The sequence below is a fragment of the Tissierella sp. P1 genome (assembly GCF_002266425.1).
Lineage (GTDB): Bacteria > Bacillota > Clostridia > Tissierellales > Tissierellaceae > Tissierella > Tissierella carlieri.
In genome coordinates this window covers 1-24,037 of sequence record NZ_NPMN01000045.1, presented here as the reverse complement: position 1 = coordinate 24,037, position 24,037 = coordinate 1, and the positions used below count along the sequence as shown (strand labels likewise).

Here is a 24,037-nt window from a genome sequence, read left to right as displayed (position 1 = left end):
ATAAAAAAACTATTAGAAATATAGTTGATAAAATAAATGCATAGATTATATTTGATGTATGAAGCCTTTCTTTTCTAATTATTAAGTCCAACATCATTATAGTTATAACTAGAGAAGTGCTAATTAAATATATAATGATATATAATAATCTGTCTTTCAAATAATCTCTAAATTTCATTTTATCACCTAATCCCAAGTTTTTATCATTGAATAGCCTTGGCCTCTTTTAGTCTGAATGGAATCATATATTCCTATATCCTCTAAGCGTTTTCTTAGCCTAGCAATATTTACTGATAAAGTGTTATCATCTACAAACTCAATATCATCCCATAATTCTTCTAAAAGTATTTCCCGGGACACTATTTCATTTATATTAGACATAAGAATATATAAGAGTCCAAATTCTTTTTTACTTAACTCTACCTTTTTTCCTTCCCATTCAACTATACTTTGGCTCTTATATAAATATACTCCGTCCACTTCATATATATCCTTAGAGCTACTTTCTGCATATTCACCATAGGTTCTTCTTATTGCCCCTTTTAGTTTTGCCAGCAACAAATCAAAGGAAAAAGGTTTTGTTATATAATCATCCCCACCATTTTCTATAGCCATTACTTGATCCATATCTGAAAATCTGGCTGAGATAAATATTATAGGAACTTTAGATATACTTCTCAGCTCTCTACACCAAAAGAAACCATCATAATTAGGTAAATTTATATCTAAAAGGACTATATGAGGATTTTCTCTTATAAATTCTCCCTTTATGTTAGAGTAATCTTCCACTGTTGTCACTATATAATTATATCTCTCTAATCTATCTTTGATAAGATTTAAAATCTTTTCATCATCTTCTATAACAAAAATCTTATACATTTTTCCACCTCTTAATCTGAAAACCTTTATAATTATATATTTAGGATATCCTATTCAAGATAATTTTTCCACATAAAAAATGGAATTCTTTTTAGAATTCCATTTTTTATCATTAATTATTCATAATCCTCAGGATAAGGTATCTCTCCCTTTCCTCCCCTTACGAAAGAATTTGTCCATTTTGGCATATTCGGTTGTTTATCTTCCTTTATCATTTCCTGCCACTTTTCATCTGTTAATCTCATATCTGATATAAATTCATGATAACTAAATACAGCACCTCTTGTAAGATATAATTTTCCTCCTATAGGCACCACTACATATATTTCATATGCAGGCCCAACTCCTGCCTCCATATAGCCTCCTTGACTATAAGAATTTGGTGCTATTGTATGGAAATCTGCTATTACTGCCATATTTTTATCTGTTTCAGAAGTTATTTCAAACCAACGCAAATAATCTCCTGCAAAAGAAGCTGTTAAACGCTCTAGTACACCACCATAAACTTGGATATATTCATATTCCTCAATGGTTAATTCTTCATTCTTAAGCTCTTTTATTGAACAGCTTATTAAAAAATCTAGAAGTTTTTCAAATTCTTCCATCTTCATATCTATTCCTTCTATAGTTAAATCCCTAGCTGATAAATTTTTTCTTGAGAATTTAGTCAACCATAATAATTTTTCATATACCTCTATATTTGGCTCTACATATCCTACCACTTCTTTAAATCCTGCGCCACCCATTTCTGCACCTGATTGCTTTCCATAAAGAATAGTATCATGTTTCAGTTCTGACCAAGACCCAAGGGCTGTATTTAAATCCTTCTCTACCCAAGTTTTATTAGTCATAAAAGATGGATAACCTTCTCCAAAAGGTTCTAAAAATCCCTTTAATGTCCAGAGCCATCCTTGATACATATTTCCCATCCATTGTTTGTCTGATAATCTCCCAAACTTATCTCTTAGTCTATCAAATTCTTTTGGATAATCCTTCCATCCTTGGTTTTCTTCTTTAGATAATTGAATTTCCTTTGCTCTCTCAGAACCTAGAACTCCCATTACATCAAGTCCTGATGGTATTGGTCTTTCTATTGGTTTTACTAATTCTTGAATTATTTCAGCATCAAGGACGTACCTTTGCCCCATAAATCTGAACTGTTTGCCCGCGGGAGTAGTTACTGAAGTATATTTGGGCTTTATTTTTGGTTCTGGAAGTTTATCTGATTCTTTATAAAATTCATCTAACTTTTTCTCATCATTAAGTTTATTTAAATCAGGATTTTTACCATATATTTTAAATAATAACTCTCCATATTGGTAAATATTTAAATCATCAGAGTTCCCTACAAAGAAATTTGTTGGTTCATATATATTCTCCCATTTATTATAGTTTTCTTTATCTGAATATAACTATAGGTTATCAATAGAGCTTGAAGAGTTTGCTCTATATTTCTCTCTCCATCAGCAAAATATAATGGAAATGGTGCCTGACCATACCACATCATAGCTTTAAAATATCTTTCAAAATCTTCAGATCTAGTATAATGTCCTCTTACTGTGAACTGACTATAATCTAAATCATATGGAAACAAGCTGGATTTTTCAAATCCAGAGTGAGTATTGATCTTTTCCAATTCCTCCAAGGCTATTTCCTTAGACTCCTTTGGGATATTCTCTGGAAGCTCATTTCCTAATAGCAATTGTGCAACAGAAAAATATGCTATGTTTTTTAGTTGGGCATCCTTTACTTTTCCATCTTTCAGTTTGCCATATAAATCAATAACATCAACTAAACTTTTTTCTGTCATTCCCTTTATTAGGCCTATTAGTTTATCATTCTCTAATGTCCTTAAAGTATAGTCATAAAATATATGATATACTTGCAAAATAGAATCGGTAGTAATAAAAGAAGGAATATCTTTATATTCATTATCTTCATAAATATAAAATAATTGCTCTTTTTTTGTAGGATTTACCACAAAATTATTTTTGACCAAAAGCTCCAGCTGTTCTTCAGAAAATTCACCAAATATCTTTAAATTTTCAATATTAGATAAATCAGCCTTTACCTTATAGGGCTCCACTTTTACCTCAAACTCTATAGGCTCATAAGGAACTCCTATATTGACTAACCCCTGATTTACTTCGATATTGGTTTCTTCTTTATTTTCGTTAAAATCCGGCACATTGGCAAGGTCTTCTTTTTCTATTTTATTTACTTCCTTTCCAATACATCCAGTCATAATAATAGATAAAAACAATATCAAAGAAATGATTAAGTATAACGATTTTCTTTTCACTCTAGTCCACCCTTTCTATTATTAAATTATTATTTTGTAATCTTATCATCCCTAAGTATTTTTCTTTTCCTTCTTTAATATCAATATATACTTTATTTTCTTCTACTATTAGCCTAGTAATATCTTCATGATCATTAGTTTCTAAATATCCCTCAAATCCAAAACCCTTCCATTTATACGTGTTAATAACTTTTCTATCATTCTCTAGAATTTCAATAGATAATATTTCGTCTATTCCATCTCCATCTATATCGAGAAAAGCATAATCAATAAAAGGTCTAGATAATCTTGATCCTCTCCATTTTGGTTCTAATTTTCTATCTTCAAATGAATATATAAATGGTCTTTTCGCCATTACTTGATGAAGAGGAGATTTTTTATATACTCCTATAGATATCTCATCTTTTCCATCCCCATCTATATCTCCTATAGCTATTTTCCAAGGTTTAAATTCTGAAAAGTCTCGCCTATATATTTCTTCCATTTCTTCTAATGAAAAAACAACTACTTCTTTACCAAACTTTTTCCATCTTGCTCCTGTCAATACTACTAAATAATCTTTATTATCTCCATTGATATTTCCTAGGGCATATTCTTTAACATTTTCTTTTATCTTTATAGGTATGTGTTGATCTTTCCATAGCAAAGTAAAGTTCCTCTGCTCCTTTACAAAAAACAAAAACAAGAGGCTCATAAGAAATATTAGTATAATTCCTATTAAAACCTTAGAATATTTCATAACATAGCCTCTCCTTCAATGTATTAGGGACTATTTATCTTATATAACTGATTATCCCAGACATCTACTCTATTTAATTTTAGTATATCAACCTTTTATTTGAAAAAAGTTACATATTATTTACAATTCTATTTTCCTATACCTAATTCTCTTGCATAGTAAAACAAATATTGTTGTGCAAATCCCGCAAGTCTGCCAAATATCCTAGCCCCATGAGAGCCTATTAATTTTACATTTGTATCTTCCTTCAAATAGAAATGCTCCATTACTCTTTTAACCCATACATCTACTGGAAAAGCATCATCCTTATTAAAAGCAAATAATAGTATACAGTCAGATACCTTTGGTCCGACTCCTGGCAATGTCATTAGAAGTTCTTTTCCCTCATCTCTAGTTAAATTATAAATTGAGTTTAAATCCAATTCCCCTTTGGCTATAACATTTGCTGTCTCTACAATTCTCTCTCCTCTAAACCCTACTTTACAGACTTCCTTTAAATCCTCTGGTCTAGCTTTTGATAAGCCTTCTGATGTAGGGAAACTATAACATTCCAAACCTGAGAAATTTTCATCTATTTTTATTTTTTCCCCATAATGTTTAGACATTAATTCTATAGACTTTTTTATCCTAGGTATTTGATTGTTTGCGGAAGTTATAAAGGATATTACCATCTCAAAGGGTTCTTGATTAAGTATCCTAATACCTTCTCCAAATTCAATTGCTTCAGCTAATATTGGGTCTTTAGATAATTCCTTCTTTATCTCATCATAATCTCTTTCTAAATCAAAATAATGATACCAGATATTATTAAAGTCCTGCAAATTTGTATTGGACAGTATAATATCATTATTCTCTTTCTTTACATTTATTACCTTACCATAAGCTATCGTTGTATATGATTTATCTTCTTCTACATACCATCTAAAGGCTTGCCCACATTCAAATATATGTTTAGGGTTAAAATTTTTTATATCCTTTAGGATAATTTTATCTTTTTCTTCTATTATAGTATATTTCATATTATTCTCCTTAAAATTTATTATTAGTTCTATTATAGTTTACCCCATTTTATAACTAAAAAACTGGCATATGCCAGTTTTTTTAGTTTAATGATTTTGTTAATAATTTATATGATGCACTCATTGCCTCTTCTACACTAGTATCTTTATATATATCTTTTCTACTAATATAATGAACAAATCCTGATATTGATCCTTTTACCGCTGTTATTTGATAGTATTTAGATTCAGTAGTATTAATGATTCCTTCCTTAAAACCTAATTCTAATAACCTATTAATTTCATCATTGATTATAACTATAAATCTAGATAAATCATAATTTTCATCCCTAATATATTCATAGAATTCTTGAATTCCACCAACAGATAATAGCATATTTAACGTACAAAAATTACTTTCCATATTATCTACTAGAATTTTTAATATTTCATAAAACTTATCTTTAAAGTTATCCTTAGAATTTATTCTCTCGAATGCATTTTTTGCCTCATGAATTATATTATAGATTATAGCTCTAGATATGGCCTCCTCCTTTGAATCAAAATAATCATAAATCGTTCCTTTTCCCACATTAGATGCTATGGCTATATCAGATACTTTAATAGAGTAAGGATTAGCTCCTTCTTTAATTAAATTAATTAATCCTTCAAATATGGCTATTTCTTTCTCCGAATATTCAACATCCTTCATCATCTACTTATCACCTCCTGCTGAAAGCTTACCTACTTGATCTTTATGAAGTAAATCATACATTACTGGGACTACTAAAAGAGTAAGTATTGTTGCATAGGTTAATCCTCCAATTGCTACAATTGCTAAAGGTTGAAGCATCTCTGCACCTGCTCCTACTCCTATGGCTAATGTAAATAACCCAAGTATAGTAGTTATAGCAGTCATGAGTATTGGCCTCATACGAGTTCTTCCTGTTAATATGAGAGCTTCCCTTTTATCAATACCTTTTTGCCTTAATTGATTAGTATAATCTACAAATACTATCCCATTATTTACTACTACACCAGATAAAACTAAGAAACCAAGCATTGAAATTAAGCTAATTTCATATCCAGTGACTGCTAAAGCTAATAGTCCTCCTGTAAACGCAAGAGGTATTGTGAACATTACTATAAATGGTGATAGCAATGATTGAAATTCTGCTACCATTATTAAATAGATAAAGGCAATTGCTAATAATAACATATTAATTAAATCCTTAAAGGAATCCTTTATCATTTTATTTTCCCCTGATAATTCAATAGTATATCCCTCTGGTATTTTATAATTATTTAATTTGCTTTCAAAATCACGGCTGACAAGTCCTATATTATACCCATCCTCAATGCTAGCTTTTATAGATATATACCTTTCCTGAGATTTTCTACTTATAGATGAAGTGCCCCTCTCTTCCGTGATTTTAGCAATGTCTCCAATTCTTATTTCAGCTTCTTCACCATTTTTATTAAACTTAATTGTTAAATCTTCCAATTCATTTCTTGTAATAGATTGGCTCTCTCCATCTACTACTATTACTGGATAATCCTTATTTGCCACAGATAAAGTAGTGGCAGATTTTCCTTTTGATATTATAGAATTAACTTCTCCAAATACTTGAGCTACTGTTAGACCATTTTCCATAGCCTTTTCTTTATCTACAGTGATTCTCGTTTCAGTTGTATTTTCTTCTAATCCAGTTGAAATATCCACAGTTCCTTCAGTTTCTTCGAGTATCTTCGATATATCAAGTGCAACATCCCGTAAGGTATCTAATTCTCTACCCTTTACCAAAACTTCTATACCAGAACCTCCTAATACGGTCATATCCATATTAGATGTATTCACTGATATATTACAGTCTAAATCTTCTGTTAGTCTTCTTATTTGTCCTTCTATTTCTTTATTGCTTATTTTTTTATTTTCATCAAGGATCAGATACATGGACATTGAATTTCCCTTATTACTTACCAATGATAATCCACCTATACTTTGGTTTTCAAATGCTCCTACGGCTTCTATTCCTTCTACATCTATAATTCTGTCTATTACTATATCTGACATAGCAATTGTATCCTCATAGGTACTTTCCTTCGGCATTTCAAGTGCTAAGGACATTTGTGGGGTTTCCATTTCTGGAATAAAGGATGTACCCATAGATAATGCAAGAATTCCGCTAAGTCCAAGCAACCCTACTACGACTATCATCACAACAGTTTTATATTTTAAAGACCACCTTAGCATTTTTTCATATACATCAATAAACTTATCAAATCGTTTGTGTTCCTTTTCCTTCGTATTTTTCAACATAGCGGATGCCATAGTAGGTACTAAAGTTAATGCTACTATAAGGCTAGCAAATAAAGAATAAGCTATGGTTAACCCCATATCAGTAAATAACTGTCTGGATATTCCTTTAGTAAATACTATTGGTAAAAATACACAAACTGTAGTAAGAGTAGATGCGAAAATAGCTCCTGCGACTTCTTTTGCTCCCTCTATAGAAGCTTTTATGGAAGTTTCACCTTCATTTCTTAATCTATATATGTTTTCAATTACAACTATTGAATTGTCTACGAGCATACCTACTCCCAGAGCTAGCCCCGCTAAAGATATAATATTTATTGTAACTCCTGTAAAATACATCATTGCAATCGCAAATACTATACTTATAGGTATAGATACTGCTATTATAAATGTAGGTTTTATATCTCTTAAGAATATGATAAGTATCAATATAGCCAATATTCCACCATAGATTAAATTATCTAATACCGAGTCTACAACTATATCAATATAAACTCCCTGATCCATTAAGGTAGTAAAATCTAGCCCAATATTTTCAGATGATAGTTTTTTCATCTTTTCTCTTATATTGTGTGATACCTCTGCTGTAGAAAAATTACTTTGTTTCTGAAAAGTTAATATTACTGCATTATTTCCATTCACCTTTGCATATATATCCCTAGAATTATCTATATAGCTTATATCTGCTACATCTTCAAGATTAATTCTACCTATTCCATCCTCTCCTGTATCAAATAGAAGTAACCCTTTAATCTCATTTATATCTTTTATCTTATCTCCAACTTTAACTAAATAATCAGTACCTTCTTCAGAAATATAACCCGCTGGCATTGAAAAATTTTGTGCCGCCAATATCCCAGAAATCATCTTTGTAGAGACTACACCTTCTAAAGATGCTTGTTTGAAGGCTTCTTCTCGAGCCTTTTCAAATTCGTCTGTTTTTTGATTTAAAGTTTCTTCTCCACTAATAATCTGGGACCTTGCTTTATTCATTTCAGCTGCTAATGTAGCTTTCCCTTTGATTATTTGTTCTTCTTGTATATTCAACTCTTTTTTCTTTTCTTCGAGATTAACCTTTTCTTTTTCAACTTCTTTTATTTTAGACTCTATTGATGATAATGCAGCATTTGTTTCTACTTTCTTTTGTGATATTTCTTTTATACCTTGTTTAACTGTTTCTAGTTGAATCTTTTCTTCTTGAGTCAATTCTCTGCTAATGGCTAGTAATGAAAATTCTATGGACTTTAATTCTTCCTCTTTTTCATTCATTTCCTTTAATATATTTTGAAGACTATCTTTATTTTTATTTAATCCCTCTAATCCAGAATTGATACTAGCTTCTCCTTGAATTATTTGTTCCTTAGCCCCGGCTACTACTTTTTCCCCTTCTATAAGTTTTTCATTTTGATTTTTTTCTTCATAAGCTAACTTAGCTTTTCCGTCTTTAATTTCTTTTTTAGCATTTTCTAACTGATCTCCCGCTTGAGAGAGTTTGGAATCCACCTTATCTAATATTTTCTTATTTAGAGTTTCTATTTTATCTGGATTAATAAATACTTCAATATTTTCTTCAACAAGTCCCACTCCAGAAACAGATGCAACTCCATTTATGCTTTCCAATTCAGGTATTATTTTTTGACCTACAAAATCAGAAATCTCAGCTACATCCATACCTTCTACATTTACAGATGAAACCATTATTGGCAGCATATCTGGATTTAATCTTATAATCATAGGTGAACCAACAGAATCATTCCATGCTCCTTTAATTAAATCAAGACTTCCATTGATCTCTATTATGGCTGAATCCATATTAACATCATTGTTAAACTCTAATATAACTATTGATGAATTTTCCTGCGATACTGAACTAATATCTTTTATATTGCTAGTAGTGGCAACTACTTGCTCTATAGGTTTTGTAACTACCATCTCCACTTCTTCTGGACTTGCTCCAGGATATGAAGTTATGACCACTATATATGGTAGATCTATACTAGGAAGTAAATCTGTCTGTAAATTAATAAAAGATACAGCTCCTAATATCAATACTAAGATTACAGCTACAACTACTGTATAAGGTTTTCTTACACTAAATCTAGATAACATACTAGCCCTCCTAATATATAATATTAGTGACCGACTGGTCGGTCACTCCTTTAGTATAGATAATTATGGAAAATTTGTCAATAAAAAAACTGGCCTAAGCCAGTCTTTTTTATACTAATACCATCCTCTTAATTTCATTACTTCAGCAACTTTCTTAACTGAAATCATGTAAGCTGCTTCTCTTATTGTAACATTATACTCATTTTTAAGTTTCCATATTTCATTGAATGCTTTAACCATTTCAACTTCTTGTTTTTCTTCTACTTCTTTTTCTGACCAATAATATCCTTGTAGGTTTTGTACCCATTCAAAGTAAGAAACTGTAACTCCACCAGCATTTGTTAAAATATCTGGAGTAACCGGAATTCCTCTTTCTTTTAATATAATATCTGCGCCTGGTGTAACAGGTCCATTTGCTGCTTCACAAATCAATTTAGCTTTTACAACTTTAGCAACGTCTTCTGTAATAGCATTTTCTAAAGCTGCTGGAATTAGCATATCTACATCAAGTGTCCAGAACTCATCTAAGGAAATCATTTTTGCCTTTGGATAATCAACTAAATTTCTGTGCTCATTGAAATAAGCTTCCATATCATAGAAATCTAATCCATCTTCATTATATAATGCATAAGTTCCAACTGATGGTGCCCATTCAGCTATAGCTACAATTTTTGCACCTTGGCGTTGTACGTTTTTAACTGTATATCTACCCACGTTTCCGAAACCTTGGATAGCAACAGTTATCTTAGTCATATCCATACCTAATTCTCTAGCTGCTTCTCTTGCTATAACTGCAACTCCAAATCCTGTAGCTTCGTTTCTTCCTTGTGATCCACCCCATGCAACTGGTTTACCAGTAAGTACGCCTAGAGCCATATTATCATTGTTTAATTTAATATATTCATCTACCATCCAAGCCATAACTTGTCCGTTAGATCCTACGTCTGGAGCTGGAACGTCTATTTTTTCTCCTAAGTACTTATAAAGTCCTTGTATATATCCTCTAGATAGTCTTTCTAATTCACCTTGAGATAGTGTAAGTGGGTCAACAGTGATTCCACCTTTTCCTCCACCATAAGGAACCCCCATAACTCCACATTTGAATGTCATCCAAATTGACAAAGCCTTAACTTCATCTGGGTTAACTCCTGGGTGTAATCTAATTCCACCTTTAGCAGGTCCAATAGCTGTATTATGTGATGATCTATAGCCTTTAAATACCTTTACTGTTCCATCATCCATTTTAACTGGAATTGAAACTTCTATAATTCTTTGTGGTTCTTTAAGTAATTCATAAACTGCTGGTTCTAGTCCTAGTGCATCACAAGCATGCTTAACTTGTAACTGGGCACTTTCTAATGGATTTAAACTTTCTTTTGACATTGTACAAAACCTCCCTATAATTTTAATAGCGAAACTTTATTTTTAGTCGTATATCATTTCATTGAAATTATAACACAAGCAAATTTTTTTGTAAACCTTTCAGAATATTAGTTTAATTAACAATTAACGATTAACAATTAAAAAACATTAAAGGCATTAATCTTTTAATTGTTCTTTGTTCTATGTTAATCGTTAATTATCTTTATTAATTGTTATTTGTTCATTGCCTTAAAGGCATCCATTATATCATCAACATTATCTAATGCTTCTATAAGTTCTGGTAATACTTCATAAACATCTCCAACTATACCATAGTCAGCAACTTTAAATATAGGAGCATCTGCATCTTTGTTTATAGCTACTATTACCTTAGATTCTTGCATACCAGCTAAATGCTGAATAGCTCCTGAAATACCGCAGGCAACATAAAGTGAAGGTCTAACCGTTTTTCCTGTTTGTCCTACTTGATGACTATGCTCTATCCAGCCAGCATCAACTGTAGCACGGGAAGCACCTACTACTCCACCAAGTTTTTTAGCTAAATCTTCAATTAGTTTAAATCCTTCTGGATTTCCAAGTCCTCTACCGCCAGATACTATTATCTTGGATTCTTCTAATTGTACTTCTGCTTTTCCACCTTTAACTACTTCCTTAACTTTAGCTCTTATATCTTCATCTTTTAAGTCTGGGGTAAACTTAACTATATTACCTTTTCTATTCTCATCATATTTTGCTTTTTCCATAACTCCTGGTCTAACTGTAGACATTTGTGGTCTGTGATCTGGACATATAATCGTTGCCATTAGATTACCGCCAAATGCTGGACGAGTTTGCATAAGTCTTCTGTTTTCTAAATCTACGTCTAACTTCGTACAGTCAGCAGTAAGACCTGTGTGTACTCTAGCAGATATTCTAGGTCCTAAATCTCTACCGATATTTGTAGCACCAATTAACATAATTTCAGGCTTTCTTTCCTTGATTAAATCATAAATTACTTTAGTATAGCCATCAGTTGTATATACATTTAACAGTTCGTGATTAGCATATAAAACTTCATCCGCACCATATTTAACAAGTTTTTCAGCTAAACCATCTATATTATTTCCAAGTAAAACTGCAGTAAGCGGTACTTCTAGAGCATCAGCTATCTTTCGCCCTTCTCCAACTAACTCTATAGCTACATTTAATAGATTTCCGTCTCTTTGTTCTGCAAATACCCAAACACCTCTATATAAACTTACATCTACTCCGCCAGCTCTAAATTTTTTCTCTTCCTTTTCTATTGCATCTACTGGACATGCTTCTACGCATTGACCACAAGCCGTACATTTATCGTTTATTTTAGCCTTTTTATCTATCATATTTATAGCTTCGAAGGGACATACTCTGACACATTTTCCACAGCCAATACATTTCAATTCTATAACTTTTACAGCCATTTAAATTTCCTCCTTTATCTAATGATTATATTAAATAAGATGTTTTTCTCTCAATTTAACTATTAGCTCTCTAACTGATTCCTTAGGGTTTCCTTGTAATATCTCACCTACACTAGATCTTCCTGGTGGTGTAAAAGATTTGTTTACTTGAGTAGGAGAACCATCTAAACCAAGATTACTGAAATCAGCATCTACATCTTTAGCTGACCAAATCTTTACCTTATCATCTCTATGAGCATCATATATACCTTTAATAGAAGGATATCTTGGCTCATTTAATTCTTTTATAGCTGTTAGGAGTACGGGCATATTTGATTCTATTACAAAATGTCCGTCTTCTAATGCCCTCTTAGCTATAACTTTATTATCTTCAATCTTTAATTCTTCAACATAAGTTATTTGAGGTAAATTTAAATGCTCAGCAATTTGAGGCCCAACTTGTGCAGTATCTCCATCTATTGCTTGTCTACCACAGAAAATAATGCTATAGTCTTCAATCTTTTTAATTCCTGCCGCTAAAGCTGTGGATGTAGCCCAAGTATCAGATCCTGCAAAAGCTCTATCACTTAACAATACTGCTTCATCTGCTCCCATGGCTAATGCTTCTCTAAGTGCAACATCTGCTTGAGGAGGTCCCATACTTAATACTGTTACTTTAACATCCTTATGTTCATCCTTAAGTCTTAAAGCTTCTTCTAAAGCATTTCTATCATCTGGATTTATAATACTTGGTACTCCTTCACGAATAAGAGTTCCACGAACTGGATCTATTTTAACTTCATTAGTATCTGGTACTTGTTTTAAACATACTATAATATTCATTTTCTTCCTCCTTAACAAATTATTTTAATACTTGAGCTGCTATAACCATTTGTTGAACTTGAGATGTACCTTCATATATTTCAGTAATCTTCGCATCTCTCATCATTCTTTCCATAGGATAATCCTTTGTATATCCATATCCACCAAATAATTGAACACATTTAGTAGTTACATTCATAGCACATTCTGCTGCAAATAATTTAGCCATAGCTGCTTCCTTATTATATGGAAGATTATTAGCTTTATTATATGCTGCTCTATAAACAAGAAGTCTTGCTGCTTCAATCTCTGTAGCTAAATCTGCTACCATCCATTGAAGACCTTGGAATTTAGCTATTGGTCTACCAAATTGTTGTCTCTCCTTTAGATATTTTACGGTTTCATCTAATGCACCTGCTGCTATACCAAGAGCCTGAGCAGCTATTCCGATTCTACCACCATCAAGGGTACCCATTGCTATTTTAAAACCTTCTCCCTCTTTACCTAATAAATTTTCCTTTGGAACTCTACAATTTTGGAATATTAATTCTGCAGTAGCTGAAGCTCTAATACCCATCTTTTCTTCTATTTTTCCGATACTAAATCCTGGATAATCTTTCTCTACTATAAATGCAGATATTCCTCTAGTTCCCTTACTTTTGTCAGTCATAGCAAATATTATATATGTATCTGCCTGTCCTCCATTTGTAATGAATATCTTTGTACCATTTAATATATAATAATCTCCATCAAGTATTGCTGTAGTTTGTTGTCCAGCTGCATCTGTACCAGCATTAGGCTCCGTTAAACCAAAAGCTCCTAAATGTTCTCCCTTGGCTAAAGGAACTAAATATTTTTGTTTTTGTTCTTCTGTTCCATATTTATATATCGGCCAACATCCTAAAGATGTATGGGCTGATAATATAACTCCTGTAGTAGCACAAGCCTTTGATAATTCTTCCACTGCTATGGCATATGCTAATTCGTCTCCACCTGACCCACCGTACTGAACTGGAAAAGGTATACCTAACATATTATACTTTGCCATTTTTTCGACAGTTTCCCTCGGAAATCTTTCCGTTTCATCAATCTCAGCAGCAATAGGTTTCACTTCTTTTTCAGTGAATTCCTTCATTACATTTCTTACCATTTGTTGCTCTTTAGTTAAATTGAAATTCATATATTATTTCCCTCCCTAATATATTGGCTATCCTTATAATTTCATTATAATCTATTTAATTTTTTATTTCCACTAATATTGTTAAATATTTATCTTTAATTTTAAATATAAAAGGTCTAATTAATCACATAATTTGATTAATTAGACCTTTTTTTAGACTTTTTTCCTATTTTATTAACATTTCTTTATAATTGTTGTCATTATATTAACATCTTAATTCTATTTGTTATACTTCTCTCTCAAGAAATAAGAAAGTGTAAATAAGCTCTCATTTAAACGTACATTTTCAACAATCATATCTTCAGGCACATTTAAGTCTATTGGAGCAAAATTCCATATACCCTTTACACCTGCTTTAATAAAGGTATCTGCTAATTCTTGAGCACTATCTCTTGGAGAAGTAATAATTCCTATATCTACATTGTTCTCTTTGATAAAATCAACCATTGTATCTACATCTCTTATTTCGATATCTCTAATTTTTAGTCCTATGACTTTTGGATTTTTATCAAACAGTGATAACACCTTAAACCCAGCATCCTCAAAACCTTTATAATTTGCTATGGCTTGACCTAGGTTTCCTGCACCCGCTACTACAGCTCTATATATAGTCTCTAATCCAAGTATCTTTCCTAATTGACTATGTAATTCTTCTACATTATATCCATAGCCTTGTTGTCCAAATCCACCGAAATTATTTAAATCCCGCCTTATTTGAGAAGCTGTAAAGCCAGTCATCTTACTTAATTCTTGCGATGAAATCCTATTGATTCCTTTATTTAACAAATCTCCCAAATATCTATAATATTTTGGCAATCTCCTTATAACCGTTATGGAAACCTTGTTGTCTCTGTCCATTCTATAATCACCACCTAATAATATTTTACAGACTATTATAACATTCTGATATTAATATGTCAATTTACTCATATAATGTTTTTTGAATATTTAATTACTTTTTTGACACAATAACTATTGAAGGGAGTGATTTGAATGGCAAGCAAAGAACAACTTAGAAAAGTAGCTCTATATTGTAATGAATATGACCCCTCGAGAAATAATCTTGCATCAAGTACCCTCACATCCTCTGCACGTGCTTATGAAGATAAATACGAAAACTGCCTTAATTGTATCCATTATACCAAAGAAGGTAAATGCGATTTAAATTTAATTGATCCAATTCTATCTTCAATGGCAATGGAATTAAATCTAAAATCCTAGAATACTCCTCACTTTTGCAGGAGTATTTTCTCTATTTAATTATAAAATTATACCATCTACATTTAAAGACTTTACCCAAAAAAACTTACTGAAACTAATCTTTAATTTATTATTACGCACTCTAATACTAGGTGAAATATATACATTTATATCTTCTATTTTATACATATTAAAGGAACTTTCATTATAAGGTCTTCCCATCTTCACTGATGGTTGATAAGACCCGCATCATCCTCCCCCCACTTTCATAACTATAACTTGTACAGATTTATCTCCAGACTCACTCCTTATATACTCCTTCGCTTTCTCATCAATATATATATCCATCATTTCTCCTTTACTATCAGATAAATTTATTTCATTTTACCATATAGGGGTATCGAAGACAATGGAAAAGGATCATTTTTTTTGGTACAATATTAAAAGGACTTCTAACAAATCATATTAAGGAAACCCTTTTTGTCCACTGCATAAGCAACTTGCAGGAAATCAAAGATTTGGGAAATCTGCTTAAAACTCAATTTAGTCAAGTTCTCAATACTAGAATATTAAAGTAGAACTTTCCTATTTCATTATAGGAGAATAATATTTAGGAGGAAATAAAATGTTAGTCCTTTCATGTAGCAATATAACTAAAACTTATGTGATAGATACTATTTTGGATAGCCTTAGTTTCACTGTAGAAGATGGAGATAAAATCGGAGTAATTGGACTAAATGGTTCAGGCAAAACTACTCTTTTCAATATTTTAAGTGGTGAAATCCAACAAGATAGTGGAGACATATATATTCAGAAGGATATAAAAATTGGATATTTAAAGCAACATACGAAAATAGAAAGCAATAAAACTGTTTTTGATGAATGTTTGGAAGTCTTCCTTCCTCTAATAAAAATGGAAGAAAATTTAAGAACTCTTGAGCATGAAATATCTTCAGAAAGTGCAAATGGTACGACAGAAAAACTAAATATATTAATGGATGAATACGCACATACGTCAGAAAAGTTTTTATCCTTAAATGGTTATGGATATAAATCAGAAATCAAAGGAATTCTTAAAGGCTTAGGTTTTAACGAGGAGGACATGGAAAAAGAAGTTAATGTCCTTAGTGGCGGACAAAAATCTCGTTTATCTTTGGCTAAATTACTACTCAAAAAACCAGATATTCTACTATTAGATGAACCTACTAACCATTTAGATATAGAGGCTATAGATTGGTTAGAAAAGTTTTTAAAGGATTATAAAGGAGCAGCTTTAATAATATCCCATGATAGGTATTTCTTAGATAATGTTGTAAATAGAATATTTCATATAGAAAACTTAAAATTAAATATTTACAATACTAATTATACTAATTTCATGACAAGAAGAAAAAAAGAATTAGAAATATACAAGAAACATTTTGAGGATCAACAGAAGGAAATAAAGAGACAGGAAGAAATCATCAGTAGATTTATGAACTACGGAGGTTCTAGATATATAAAACAAGCTCAAAGTAGACAAAAAATATTAGATAAAATGAAAATAATGACTAAACCTACTGACCAAAAGAAGACTAGAATAAGATTCGAGCCTCGTATTAAATCTGGCAGAGATGTACTCAGAGTTGAATCCTTAGAGAAGTCCTTTGGTGAGTTTAGGTTATTAAAAGATATAAATTTTAACATCTATAGAGGAGAAAAGGTTGGTCTTATTGGTGCAAATGGTATAGGAAAAACTACTTTATTTAAAATAATTTTGGGACAAATTCCTAAAGATAATGGAAATATAAATATTGGTCATCATGTTGTTAGTGGTTATTTTGATCAAGAAATGAAAAGTCTAAATCTAGATAAAACCATTATAGATGAAATATGGGATGAGAACCCAACCTTTGACCACTATCAAATAAGGACAATCCTTAGTCAATTTATGTTTATAGGAGATGATATATTTAAGGAAATCTCTGATCTTAGTGGCGGAGAAAAAGGTAGACTTTCCTTATTAAAGCTAATGCTGTCTAATGCAAACTTTCTTCTAATGGATGAGCCTACAAACCATTTAGATATTGATTCCAAAGAGGTGCTGGAAGAGGCTATACTTGATTATGATGGCACATTATTTGTAATATCCCATGACAGATACTTTCTAAATAGGGTAACAGATAAAATCTTGGATTTAACCAGCGAAGGAATTAAAGAATATTTAGGAAATTATAATTATTATCTAGAAAAGAAAAATGAATTACTATACGTAGAGGATGAAGATGATGGTAAAACAAAAACTCAAATAAAACTAGAAAAAAGAAGAGAAAAGGAATTAGAAAAAGAGGAAAGAGCTAAAAGAAAAGAAATATCTGATGTAGAAAAAAGAATAGCTGAAGAAGAATGTAAACTAGAAGAGTTAGACAACCTTCTTTGTGACCCTTTAATATATGAGATACCTGAAAAAATTGTTGAATTGACAAAGAAAAGAGAGAAAATTCAGCTTCAACTAGATGATCTATATGATGAATGGATTTCATTAACTGAAGCGTAACTCCACATATAATTCACATATTATACACAATACCCACAACCTTATCCACAATACAAGGCCTATGTTTTAAGGTTTCTCTCAGTTTATCCACATTGCCCACATAAATTTATAATAAATCGATTTTTTATATGTGGACAATTTGTGGAATAATTTGTTAAAAGATATCAGATTAAGTCTAGATTTGGTATGACATTTAGATAAAGATCTGATTCTTTTCCTTCTTTATAATTAAAATAGGCAGCTGCACCAATCATTGCAGCATTATCTGTGCATAATATCCTAGATGGGTAGAATATTTCTATCTTTTCCTTCTTACCTCTTTCTTCCATCATAGATCTTAAGCCTTGATTTGCAGCTACTCCACCAGCTAACACAATTTTATTTGAATTTCTTTCTCTAGCTAATCTAAAAGACTTATCCACAAGCACATCTAATACAGCTTGTTGAAAAGATGCGGCTACATCTTCTATTATAATTTCCTCACCTTTTTGTTCCTTTTGATTCAAATAATTTAATACTGCTGTCTTGAGTCCACTAAAGCTAAAATCATAGGATCTTGGCTCTAATAATACCCTTGGAAAATCTATGGCTTCTTTGTTTCCAGTTATGGATAGTTTATCTATAATTGGCCCACCTGGATAAGGAAGTCCTAACGCTCTAGCTACCTTATCAAATGCCTCTCCTGCTGCATCATCTCTTGTTCGACCTATTAATTCATAGTTAGTATAACTATTTGCTTGTACTAAATAGGTATGCCCGCCAGAGACTATTAAACAAGTAAATGGGGGTTCTAAGTCTTTATGATCAATATAATTTGCACATACATGTCCTTCAATATGGTTTACTCCAATAATAGGTATATCCAATCCATAAGCCAACGATTTAGCAGTTGATATTCCTATTAGCAAAGCTCCAACTAAACCTGGTCCTTGAGTTACCCCTATTAGATCTATATCGTTAAAACCAACATTTGCTTTGTCCAATGCTTCTTGTATTATTGGATTTATACTTTCAATATGTTTTCTTGATGCTATTTCTGGTACTACACCACCGAATTTTCGGTGTATATCTATTTGAGAAGATATTATATTAGATAAAACTTCTCTGCCATCTTTAATCACAGCACAAGAGGTCTCATCACAGGAAGTCTCTACAGCTAATGTTAACATAATCTAACACCTCTTAATTCTATAATTTTTTCCACATAATTATTGCATCTTCATTATCATCTGCATAATAATTTGGTCTAATTCCCGATTCAACAAAATCATATTTTTTATATAAATTTTGAGCAGCTATATTAGATTCTCTTACTTCTAAAGTCATTGCACTAATTCTCTCTTTACTGCATAGATAAATAAGTCCTTCTACTATAGCTTTACCCACACCCATTTTTCTATATTTACTCTCCACTGCAATATTAGTTATATGTCCCTCATCTAATATCATCCATATACCACCATATCCTGCCACTACATCGTCTATTTCAGCTACTATATACCTAGCTAGCTGATTTTTTGTAATCTCTAATAAGAAGGATTCCTTAGGCCAGGGAGTGGTAAAGGCATCCTTTTCGATTTCCATAATTCTATCTAAATCTTCTTCCTCCATTTTACGGATAATAATATCCATGTTATCCTTGCTCCTTTTCTCTCAATTCCCTTTGAGCTTGAGATTCTCTTAAATATTCTGGTACCAGAGTATAATAATCATCTACAAATCCTTCATTATACTTTATAAAGGCTAACTCTCCTATACTAGTAGCTCTACAGAAATTCTGACCAATAGTTGAAAATTCTACTTTTCCTTTTAGTCCTTCTCGAATTTTTTCCTTATGTAACATGGATCCATCTCCATTTACTAGTACTTTATCATATGACTTATTAAGAATATCTAATAGATGGTATATATCTAATACATCAGGTTCCATTACTATCTTAATTTTACCATCTTCCCATGTATATATACCTGTATAAACCCTGTCCCTTCTTGCATCTATCATTGGCACAATTATTTTTCCATAAGGCAGATTAAAAGCTAAAGCTTCTAAGGTAGATATACCTACTACAGGCTTTTTAAATAGATGAGCAAAGGCCTTTATAGTTGCTACTCCAATTCTAAGTCCAGTAAATGAACCAGGACCTATAGCGACTCCATAAAGATCAATATCGCTAACATTTAAATTTAAACTATCTAATATTTCTTTAACCATAGGCACTAGTTTTTCTGAATGAGTTTCCTCTTGATTTAATGAATACTCTCCTAGTACCCTATTTTCATCTAGTACGGCACATGTTGCATCATAGTTGATGTATCCAAAGCTAATATTTTCAATTCTTCTCCAACTCCTTAAGTATCTCTATATATCTATTACCATGTCCTGTTATTCTTATTACCCTTTCATCTATATCTTTACCCTTTTCTATATCTAATACTACTCTTTCTCTAGGCAATAATTTTTCTATTTTTTCTGCCCATTCTATAATACAAACTCCTTTTCCATAGAAATATTCATCAAATCCTAAATCATAGAGTTCATCTACATTTTCCAATCTATATACATCAAAATGATAGACTGCAAGTCTCCCATTATATTGGTTAATTAAGGTAAAAGTTGGGCTAGTTATATAATCAGTAACTCCAAGACCTAGTCCTATTGATTTGGTTAAAGTAGTCTTACCTGCACCCAAATCTCCATTTAGGCAAACAATATCTCCACTTTTTAGTATATTACCTAATTTAATCCCAAAATCCTTTGTTTCTTCCAATCCCTTTAATCTTATTTCCAAGAATATCAACCTTTCATTTGTATTGCTAATATTATATTATAACACAATTCAATTCATAATACATACCCCATGGTTATTTATAGCACATTTGTTATACCAAGAGTAACAATACTTTAACCTGCGTAATTAAGATTAAATTTCAATAATACTTTGAATCTACTTTTTCAGCATTTTAAAATATTTTTAGTTCTTATATTAAAAATATTTATAATGTTCGCTTCATTATAAAATAGTTTAATTGTAATAGTGTTTCAATTAAATATATAATGATTTATGGATTATGTTTGTGAATTAATTCCCAATGATTATTTTATATTAGAAAGGTGATTTAAGTGAGAAAAGAAGAAATGACTCCAAGAGAAAGAATGAATGCCTTTGCCAAGGGTCAAGAAATCGACCGTATAATCTGTGTCCCAGACATGGGGGCTACTATGGCACCTTTTATCGGTGTCAAGGTAAGTAATTATTATCATTCATCAGAACTCATGGCAGAACTAGAAATAGCTTTATTTAAAAGACTTCGTCATGATAGTGTAGGGATATCTACAAGCCTCAGAGGTGTGGCTGAGGCCATGGGCTCAAAGGTAGCTTATCCTGATCACAATATTTCCTATCTATTAGAACCAGCTATAAAATCTGTAGATGAAATAGAATCCCTTAAAATTGTTGATCCATTAAAGGATGGAATCCTACCAATTTTAATTAAGGCTATAAAAATAACAAAAGATGCTCTTGCAGATGAAGTAGATGTTGGTGCTTCAATGTCTGGACCCTTTAGCGTTGCTGCCTCCATAGTAGGAACAGAAAATCTGCTAAAATGGATGATCAAATATCCTGCAAAAGTACATACTCTAATGGATATAGTCGCAGAATCTAACAATAGGTATATAGAGGAGGTGGCAAAATTAGGTGTATCCATTGGCTTTGCTGATCCAGTTTCATCCACCAGTCTCATAAGTCCAAAGCAGTTTAGAGAGTTTTCTTTACCAGCCCTCCAAAAAAATGTTGATAAAATAAAGGAAAAAACGGGTAGTGCTCCAAGTATACACATATGTGGAGCAAGTAAAGAAATATGGGAAGATGTGGTATCCACAGGCATTTCTAATTTCAGTATAGACAATGTAGAAGATTTAGAAGAAGCTAAGAAGATAATGGGCCATAAAGTCATAATTACAGGAAATGTTCCACCTGTTGATGTAATTTATGCAGGCAATAAGGATTCCATTTTCAAATCAGTTAAAGAATGTATTAGAAAGGGCTATGATTCCAAGAAAGGATATATTTTAAGTACAGGCTGTCAAATTCCAATGCATACTCCAATGGAAAATATTGAAATGTTTATGGAAGCAGGCAGCATCTATGGAAAATATCCAATAGACTTAGAATTGCTAATGAAAGATTAATTTAAATCAAGGAGGAGATTAATATGGAAAAGCTAAATGAAAAAAAGGGTAATGGATTAGCTTTGCTACCTTTTCTTATCTTCGTATCTGTATATTTAATTTCAGGCATTATACTACAAGCTCAAGGAGTTAAAATGGCATTTTATCAATTTCCAGCTCCAGTTGCAGCAAGTATAGGAATAATATTTTCTTTTATTTTGACAAAAGGTTCATTAGATGAGAAATTTGATATATTTATTAAAGGCTGCGGTGATGATAATATAATAATTATGTGTATTATATATTTATTGGCAGGAGCTTTTTCTACAGTTTCTAATGCTATGGGGGGTGTTGAGTCTGCAGTAAATCTAGGGCTTACTTTGATACCAGCCAAATTTATTACGGCAGGAATATTTATAATAGCTGCTTTTATTTCTATTTCAACAGGAACATCAGTAGGTACTATTTTAGCCATAGGTCCTATAGCTGTTCAATTAGTACAAAAGGCAGGTTTGAATTTACCTTTGGTACTAGGTGCATTAGTTGGTGGAGCTATGTTTGGAGATAACTTATCTATTATATCCGATACAACTATAGCAGCTACAAGAACTCAAGGAGTATCTATGAAGGATAAGTTTAGAGTTAATATTGGTTTTGCATTACCAGCAGCTTTAGTTACAATTCTTCTTTTATTCATGTTTGGTAAACCGATAACTGTTCCTGAAAGTCAAGAATATGTTTTTAATATAGTTAAAGTAATTCCATATATATTTGTATTGATAGCGGCCATAGCTGGAATAAATGTATTTGTAGTTTTGACTGGAGGAATTATTATATCAGGCGTTATAGGATTTAGCTATGGAAACTTTAAAGGATTAGAATTTGTTCAGCAAATATACTCTGGATTTACAGGAATGTTTGATATCTTTTTGTTATCTTTATTAACTGGCGGTTTGGCTAATATGGTATCCAATGGGGGAGGACTTGACTGGCTGCTACATAAGATAAATAAAAAAATTAAAGGCAAGAAATCTGCTCAGCTAGGTATAAGTGCATTAGTCTCACTTACAGATGCAGCTACTGCTAATAATACAGTGTCTATAATTGTAAGCGGCCAATTATCAAAGGAAATATCTAGAACTCATGGTGTAGATCCAAGAAAAACTGCTTCACTTTTAGATACTTTTTCGTGTATAATGCAAGGTCTAATACCCTATGGTGCTCAATTGTTAATAGCAGGAAGCTTTACTAATGGATCAGTAAGCCCTGTTCAAATAGTACCGTATGTATGGTATTGTTTTATATTAGCAATATTTGCTATATTATCCATAGTGACTCCATTTGGAAATGGATATCTAAGAAGGAATTCCTAAATTATCTACTAATGTCCTAAATAGTTTCTATTAGATTAAGCGGAGCAAGAATGTAGTATTCTTACTCCGCTTAACAATCTATTTCCCATCCCTTATTTACGCATATATCTTTTATTTCATCTGCGATTTCTTCAATTCTACTTGTCTCTGCCCCCCAACTAGAATTAAATAAGCCTTGACCTCCGCCACCAGCAACTATATCAATTATACAATTATTTTCATCTTCTATTTTCAATATTACGCATGTCATTAATTGGGAGTTATTCCTAAAATAATATTTTTCACTCATAAAAACATAAATATCTTCCGCTGGTTGTAAATTGTAATGTCGAATATCATTACTTAGTAATTCAAGAATTTTAGATACATTATTACCTTTTACTATTAATCTTTTACTATCCATAGTCATCCCCCTTATACTAAAACTTTATTACATTATATTTCTAACTTATATCATATTCTAATCATACCCATTATTTCATTCCTTTGTTTACTAATTATCATTTCTTATTCCATCAATTACTTTTAAAATCTCAGTAATAACCTATAGTGATATTATTGAGGTCAGATTAAATAATATAAAAGCATTTTCTAAATTAGAAAGTTGATG

The 24,037-nt window shown here is 31.5% G+C and carries 22 protein-coding genes; 4 read left to right on the top strand and 18 right to left on the bottom strand.

Annotation, left to right across the window (positions count from 1 at the left end):
* Positions 1 to 186: 186 nt before the first annotated feature.
* From CIW83_RS20400 to CIW83_RS20345, 12 genes are all read right to left on the bottom strand, one after another.
* The gene (locus tag CIW83_RS20400; protein WP_094904287.1) at positions 187 to 879 is read right to left on the bottom strand and encodes a response regulator transcription factor; all 693 of its coding nucleotides are present in this window, start codon (positions 877 to 879) and stop codon (positions 187 to 189) included.
* A 116-nt stretch (positions 880 to 995) separates the two neighbouring features.
* Positions 996 to 2,252, bottom strand: coding sequence for a DUF3160 domain-containing protein (locus CIW83_RS24585; protein ID WP_094904286.1), 1,257 nt, complete (start codon positions 2,250 to 2,252; stop codon positions 996 to 998).
* The gene (locus CIW83_RS24580; RefSeq protein ID WP_094904285.1) at positions 2,225 to 3,181 is read right to left on the bottom strand and encodes a DUF3160 domain-containing protein; all 957 of its coding nucleotides are present in this window, start codon (positions 3,179 to 3,181) and stop codon (positions 2,225 to 2,227) included. The genes CIW83_RS24585 and CIW83_RS24580 overlap by 28 nt, the downstream gene beginning before the upstream one ends.
* 1 nt (position 3,182) lies before the next feature.
* Positions 3,183 to 3,920 carry an FG-GAP repeat protein gene (locus CIW83_RS20385; RefSeq protein ID WP_094904284.1) on the bottom strand — a complete coding sequence of 246 codons (738 nt, stop codon included), beginning with the start codon at positions 3,918 to 3,920 and terminating at the stop codon, positions 3,183 to 3,185.
* A 128-nt stretch (positions 3,921 to 4,048) separates the two neighbouring features.
* Positions 4,049 to 4,939, bottom strand: a complete 891-nt coding sequence (locus CIW83_RS20380; RefSeq protein ID WP_094904283.1) for a DNA-3-methyladenine glycosylase — start codon at positions 4,937 to 4,939, stop codon at positions 4,049 to 4,051.
* An 82-nt stretch (positions 4,940 to 5,021) separates the two neighbouring features.
* Complete coding sequence (locus tag CIW83_RS20375) at positions 5,022 to 5,633, bottom strand: TetR/AcrR family transcriptional regulator (protein WP_094904282.1); 612 nt, start codon at positions 5,631 to 5,633, stop codon at positions 5,022 to 5,024.
* Entirely contained in the window at positions 5,634 to 9,344 is a 3,711-nt protein-coding gene (locus tag CIW83_RS20370) for an efflux RND transporter permease subunit (protein WP_094904281.1), read from the bottom strand.
* A 114-nt stretch (positions 9,345 to 9,458) separates the two neighbouring features.
* Positions 9,459 to 10,727 (bottom strand): Glu/Leu/Phe/Val dehydrogenase, encoded by a 1,269-nt coding sequence (locus tag CIW83_RS20365; protein WP_094904280.1) that lies wholly within the window; start codon positions 10,725 to 10,727, stop codon positions 9,459 to 9,461.
* 212 nt (positions 10,728 to 10,939) lie between these two features.
* Positions 10,940 to 12,166, bottom strand: a complete 1,227-nt coding sequence (locus CIW83_RS20360) for an electron transfer flavoprotein subunit alpha (RefSeq protein ID WP_094904279.1) — start codon at positions 12,164 to 12,166, stop codon at positions 10,940 to 10,942.
* 30 nt (positions 12,167 to 12,196) lie between these two features.
* Positions 12,197 to 12,988, bottom strand: coding sequence for an electron transfer flavoprotein subunit beta/FixA family protein (locus CIW83_RS20355; RefSeq protein WP_094904278.1), 792 nt, complete (start codon positions 12,986 to 12,988; stop codon positions 12,197 to 12,199).
* 19 nt (positions 12,989 to 13,007) lie between these two features.
* On the bottom strand, positions 13,008 to 14,147 hold the full coding sequence (locus CIW83_RS20350; RefSeq protein WP_094904277.1) for an acyl-CoA dehydrogenase: 1,140 nt from the start codon (positions 14,145 to 14,147) through the stop codon (positions 13,008 to 13,010).
* Between the two features lie 219 nt (positions 14,148 to 14,366).
* Complete coding sequence (locus CIW83_RS20345) at positions 14,367 to 15,005, bottom strand: redox-sensing transcriptional repressor Rex (RefSeq protein ID WP_094904276.1); 639 nt, start codon at positions 15,003 to 15,005, stop codon at positions 14,367 to 14,369.
* A 135-nt stretch (positions 15,006 to 15,140) separates the two neighbouring features.
* Between CIW83_RS20345 and CIW83_RS20340 the strand changes: the two genes are divergently transcribed.
* Positions 15,141 to 15,368: a hypothetical protein gene (locus CIW83_RS20340; protein WP_094904275.1), complete on the top strand. Its 228-nt coding sequence runs from the start codon at positions 15,141 to 15,143 to the stop codon at positions 15,366 to 15,368.
* Between the two features lie 39 nt (positions 15,369 to 15,407).
* Here the strand turns inward: CIW83_RS20340 and CIW83_RS24675 are convergent, their stop codons facing one another.
* Positions 15,408 to 15,695, bottom strand: coding sequence for a CC/Se motif family (seleno)protein (locus CIW83_RS24675; RefSeq protein WP_304440628.1), 288 nt, complete (start codon positions 15,693 to 15,695; stop codon positions 15,408 to 15,410).
* 277 nt (positions 15,696 to 15,972) lie between these two features.
* Between CIW83_RS24675 and CIW83_RS20335 the strand changes: the two genes are divergently transcribed.
* Positions 15,973 to 17,883, top strand: coding sequence for an ABC-F family ATP-binding cassette domain-containing protein (locus tag CIW83_RS20335; protein WP_094904274.1), 1,911 nt, complete (start codon positions 15,973 to 15,975; stop codon positions 17,881 to 17,883).
* A 164-nt stretch (positions 17,884 to 18,047) separates the two neighbouring features.
* Here the strand turns inward: CIW83_RS20335 and tsaD are convergent, their stop codons facing one another.
* From tsaD to tsaE, 4 genes are read right to left on the bottom strand one after another with little or no spacing between them, the layout of a single operon-like run.
* Entirely contained in the window at positions 18,048 to 19,052 is a 1,005-nt protein-coding gene (gene tsaD, locus CIW83_RS20330) for a tRNA (adenosine(37)-N6)-threonylcarbamoyltransferase complex transferase subunit TsaD (RefSeq protein WP_094904273.1), read from the bottom strand.
* Between the two features lie 19 nt (positions 19,053 to 19,071).
* Complete coding sequence (gene rimI, locus CIW83_RS20325) at positions 19,072 to 19,515, bottom strand: ribosomal protein S18-alanine N-acetyltransferase (RefSeq protein ID WP_094904272.1); 444 nt, start codon at positions 19,513 to 19,515, stop codon at positions 19,072 to 19,074.
* Between the two features lies 1 nt (position 19,516).
* A complete protein-coding gene (tsaB, locus tag CIW83_RS20320) occupies positions 19,517 to 20,194 on the bottom strand; it encodes a tRNA (adenosine(37)-N6)-threonylcarbamoyltransferase complex dimerization subunit type 1 TsaB (RefSeq protein ID WP_235601430.1) in 678 nt (225 codons plus the stop codon).
* Positions 20,195 to 20,213: 19 nt separating this feature from the next.
* Positions 20,214 to 20,672: a tRNA (adenosine(37)-N6)-threonylcarbamoyltransferase complex ATPase subunit type 1 TsaE gene (gene tsaE / locus CIW83_RS20315; protein ID WP_094904271.1), complete on the bottom strand. Its 459-nt coding sequence runs from the start codon at positions 20,670 to 20,672 to the stop codon at positions 20,214 to 20,216.
* A 332-nt stretch (positions 20,673 to 21,004) separates the two neighbouring features.
* Here tsaE and CIW83_RS20310 point away from each other — a divergent pair, with 332 nt between their 5' ends.
* Entirely contained in the window at positions 21,005 to 22,075 is a 1,071-nt protein-coding gene (locus CIW83_RS20310; protein ID WP_094904270.1) for a uroporphyrinogen decarboxylase family protein, read from the top strand.
* 23 nt (positions 22,076 to 22,098) lie between these two features.
* Entirely contained in the window at positions 22,099 to 23,427 is a 1,329-nt protein-coding gene (locus tag CIW83_RS20305) for a Na+/H+ antiporter NhaC family protein (RefSeq protein ID WP_094904269.1), read from the top strand.
* Positions 23,428 to 23,497: 70 nt separating this feature from the next.
* On the opposite strand, the gene CIW83_RS20300 is transcribed toward CIW83_RS20305, so the two are convergent.
* On the bottom strand, positions 23,498 to 23,830 hold the full coding sequence (locus CIW83_RS20300; RefSeq protein WP_094904268.1) for a DUF6054 family protein: 333 nt from the start codon (positions 23,828 to 23,830) through the stop codon (positions 23,498 to 23,500).
* Positions 23,831 to 24,037: the final 207 nt, after the last annotated feature.

What these genes read in the sequence shown, in the direction of transcription:
- CIW83_RS20400 (WP_094904287.1), bottom strand. Translation starts at nt 879, where the DNA reads ATGTATAAGATTTTTGTTATAGAAGATGATGAAAAGATTTTAAATCTT.
- CIW83_RS20385 (WP_094904284.1), bottom strand. Translation starts at nt 3,920, where the DNA reads ATGAAATATTCTAAGGTTTTAATAGGAATTATACTAATATTTCTTATG.
- CIW83_RS20380 (WP_094904283.1), bottom strand. Translation starts at nt 4,939, where the DNA reads ATGAAATATACTATAATAGAAGAAAAAGATAAAATTATCCTAAAGGAT.
- CIW83_RS20375 (WP_094904282.1), bottom strand. Translation starts at nt 5,633, where the DNA reads ATGATGAAGGATGTTGAATATTCGGAGAAAGAAATAGCCATATTTGAA.
- CIW83_RS20370 (WP_094904281.1), bottom strand. Translation starts at nt 9,344, where the DNA reads ATGTTATCTAGATTTAGTGTAAGAAAACCTTATACAGTAGTTGTAGCT.
- CIW83_RS20365 (WP_094904280.1), bottom strand. Translation starts at nt 10,727, where the DNA reads ATGTCAAAAGAAAGTTTAAATCCATTAGAAAGTGCCCAGTTACAAGTT.
- CIW83_RS20360 (WP_094904279.1), bottom strand. Translation starts at nt 12,166, where the DNA reads ATGGCTGTAAAAGTTATAGAATTGAAATGTATTGGCTGTGGAAAATGT.
- CIW83_RS20355 (WP_094904278.1), bottom strand. Translation starts at nt 12,988, where the DNA reads ATGAATATTATAGTATGTTTAAAACAAGTACCAGATACTAATGAAGTT.
- CIW83_RS20350 (WP_094904277.1), bottom strand. Translation starts at nt 14,147, where the DNA reads ATGAATTTCAATTTAACTAAAGAGCAACAAATGGTAAGAAATGTAATG.
- CIW83_RS20345 (WP_094904276.1), bottom strand. Translation starts at nt 15,005, where the DNA reads ATGGACAGAGACAACAAGGTTTCCATAACGGTTATAAGGAGATTGCCA.
- CIW83_RS20340 (WP_094904275.1), top strand. Translation starts at nt 15,141, where the DNA reads ATGGCAAGCAAAGAACAACTTAGAAAAGTAGCTCTATATTGTAATGAA.
- CIW83_RS20335 (WP_094904274.1), top strand. Translation starts at nt 15,973, where the DNA reads ATGTTAGTCCTTTCATGTAGCAATATAACTAAAACTTATGTGATAGAT.
- tsaD (WP_094904273.1), bottom strand. Translation starts at nt 19,052, where the DNA reads ATGTTAACATTAGCTGTAGAGACTTCCTGTGATGAGACCTCTTGTGCT.
- rimI (WP_094904272.1), bottom strand. Translation starts at nt 19,515, where the DNA reads ATGGATATTATTATCCGTAAAATGGAGGAAGAAGATTTAGATAGAATT.
- CIW83_RS20305 (WP_094904269.1), top strand. Translation starts at nt 22,099, where the DNA reads ATGGAAAAGCTAAATGAAAAAAAGGGTAATGGATTAGCTTTGCTACCT.
- CIW83_RS20300 (WP_094904268.1), bottom strand. Translation starts at nt 23,830, where the DNA reads ATGGATAGTAAAAGATTAATAGTAAAAGGTAATAATGTATCTAAAATT.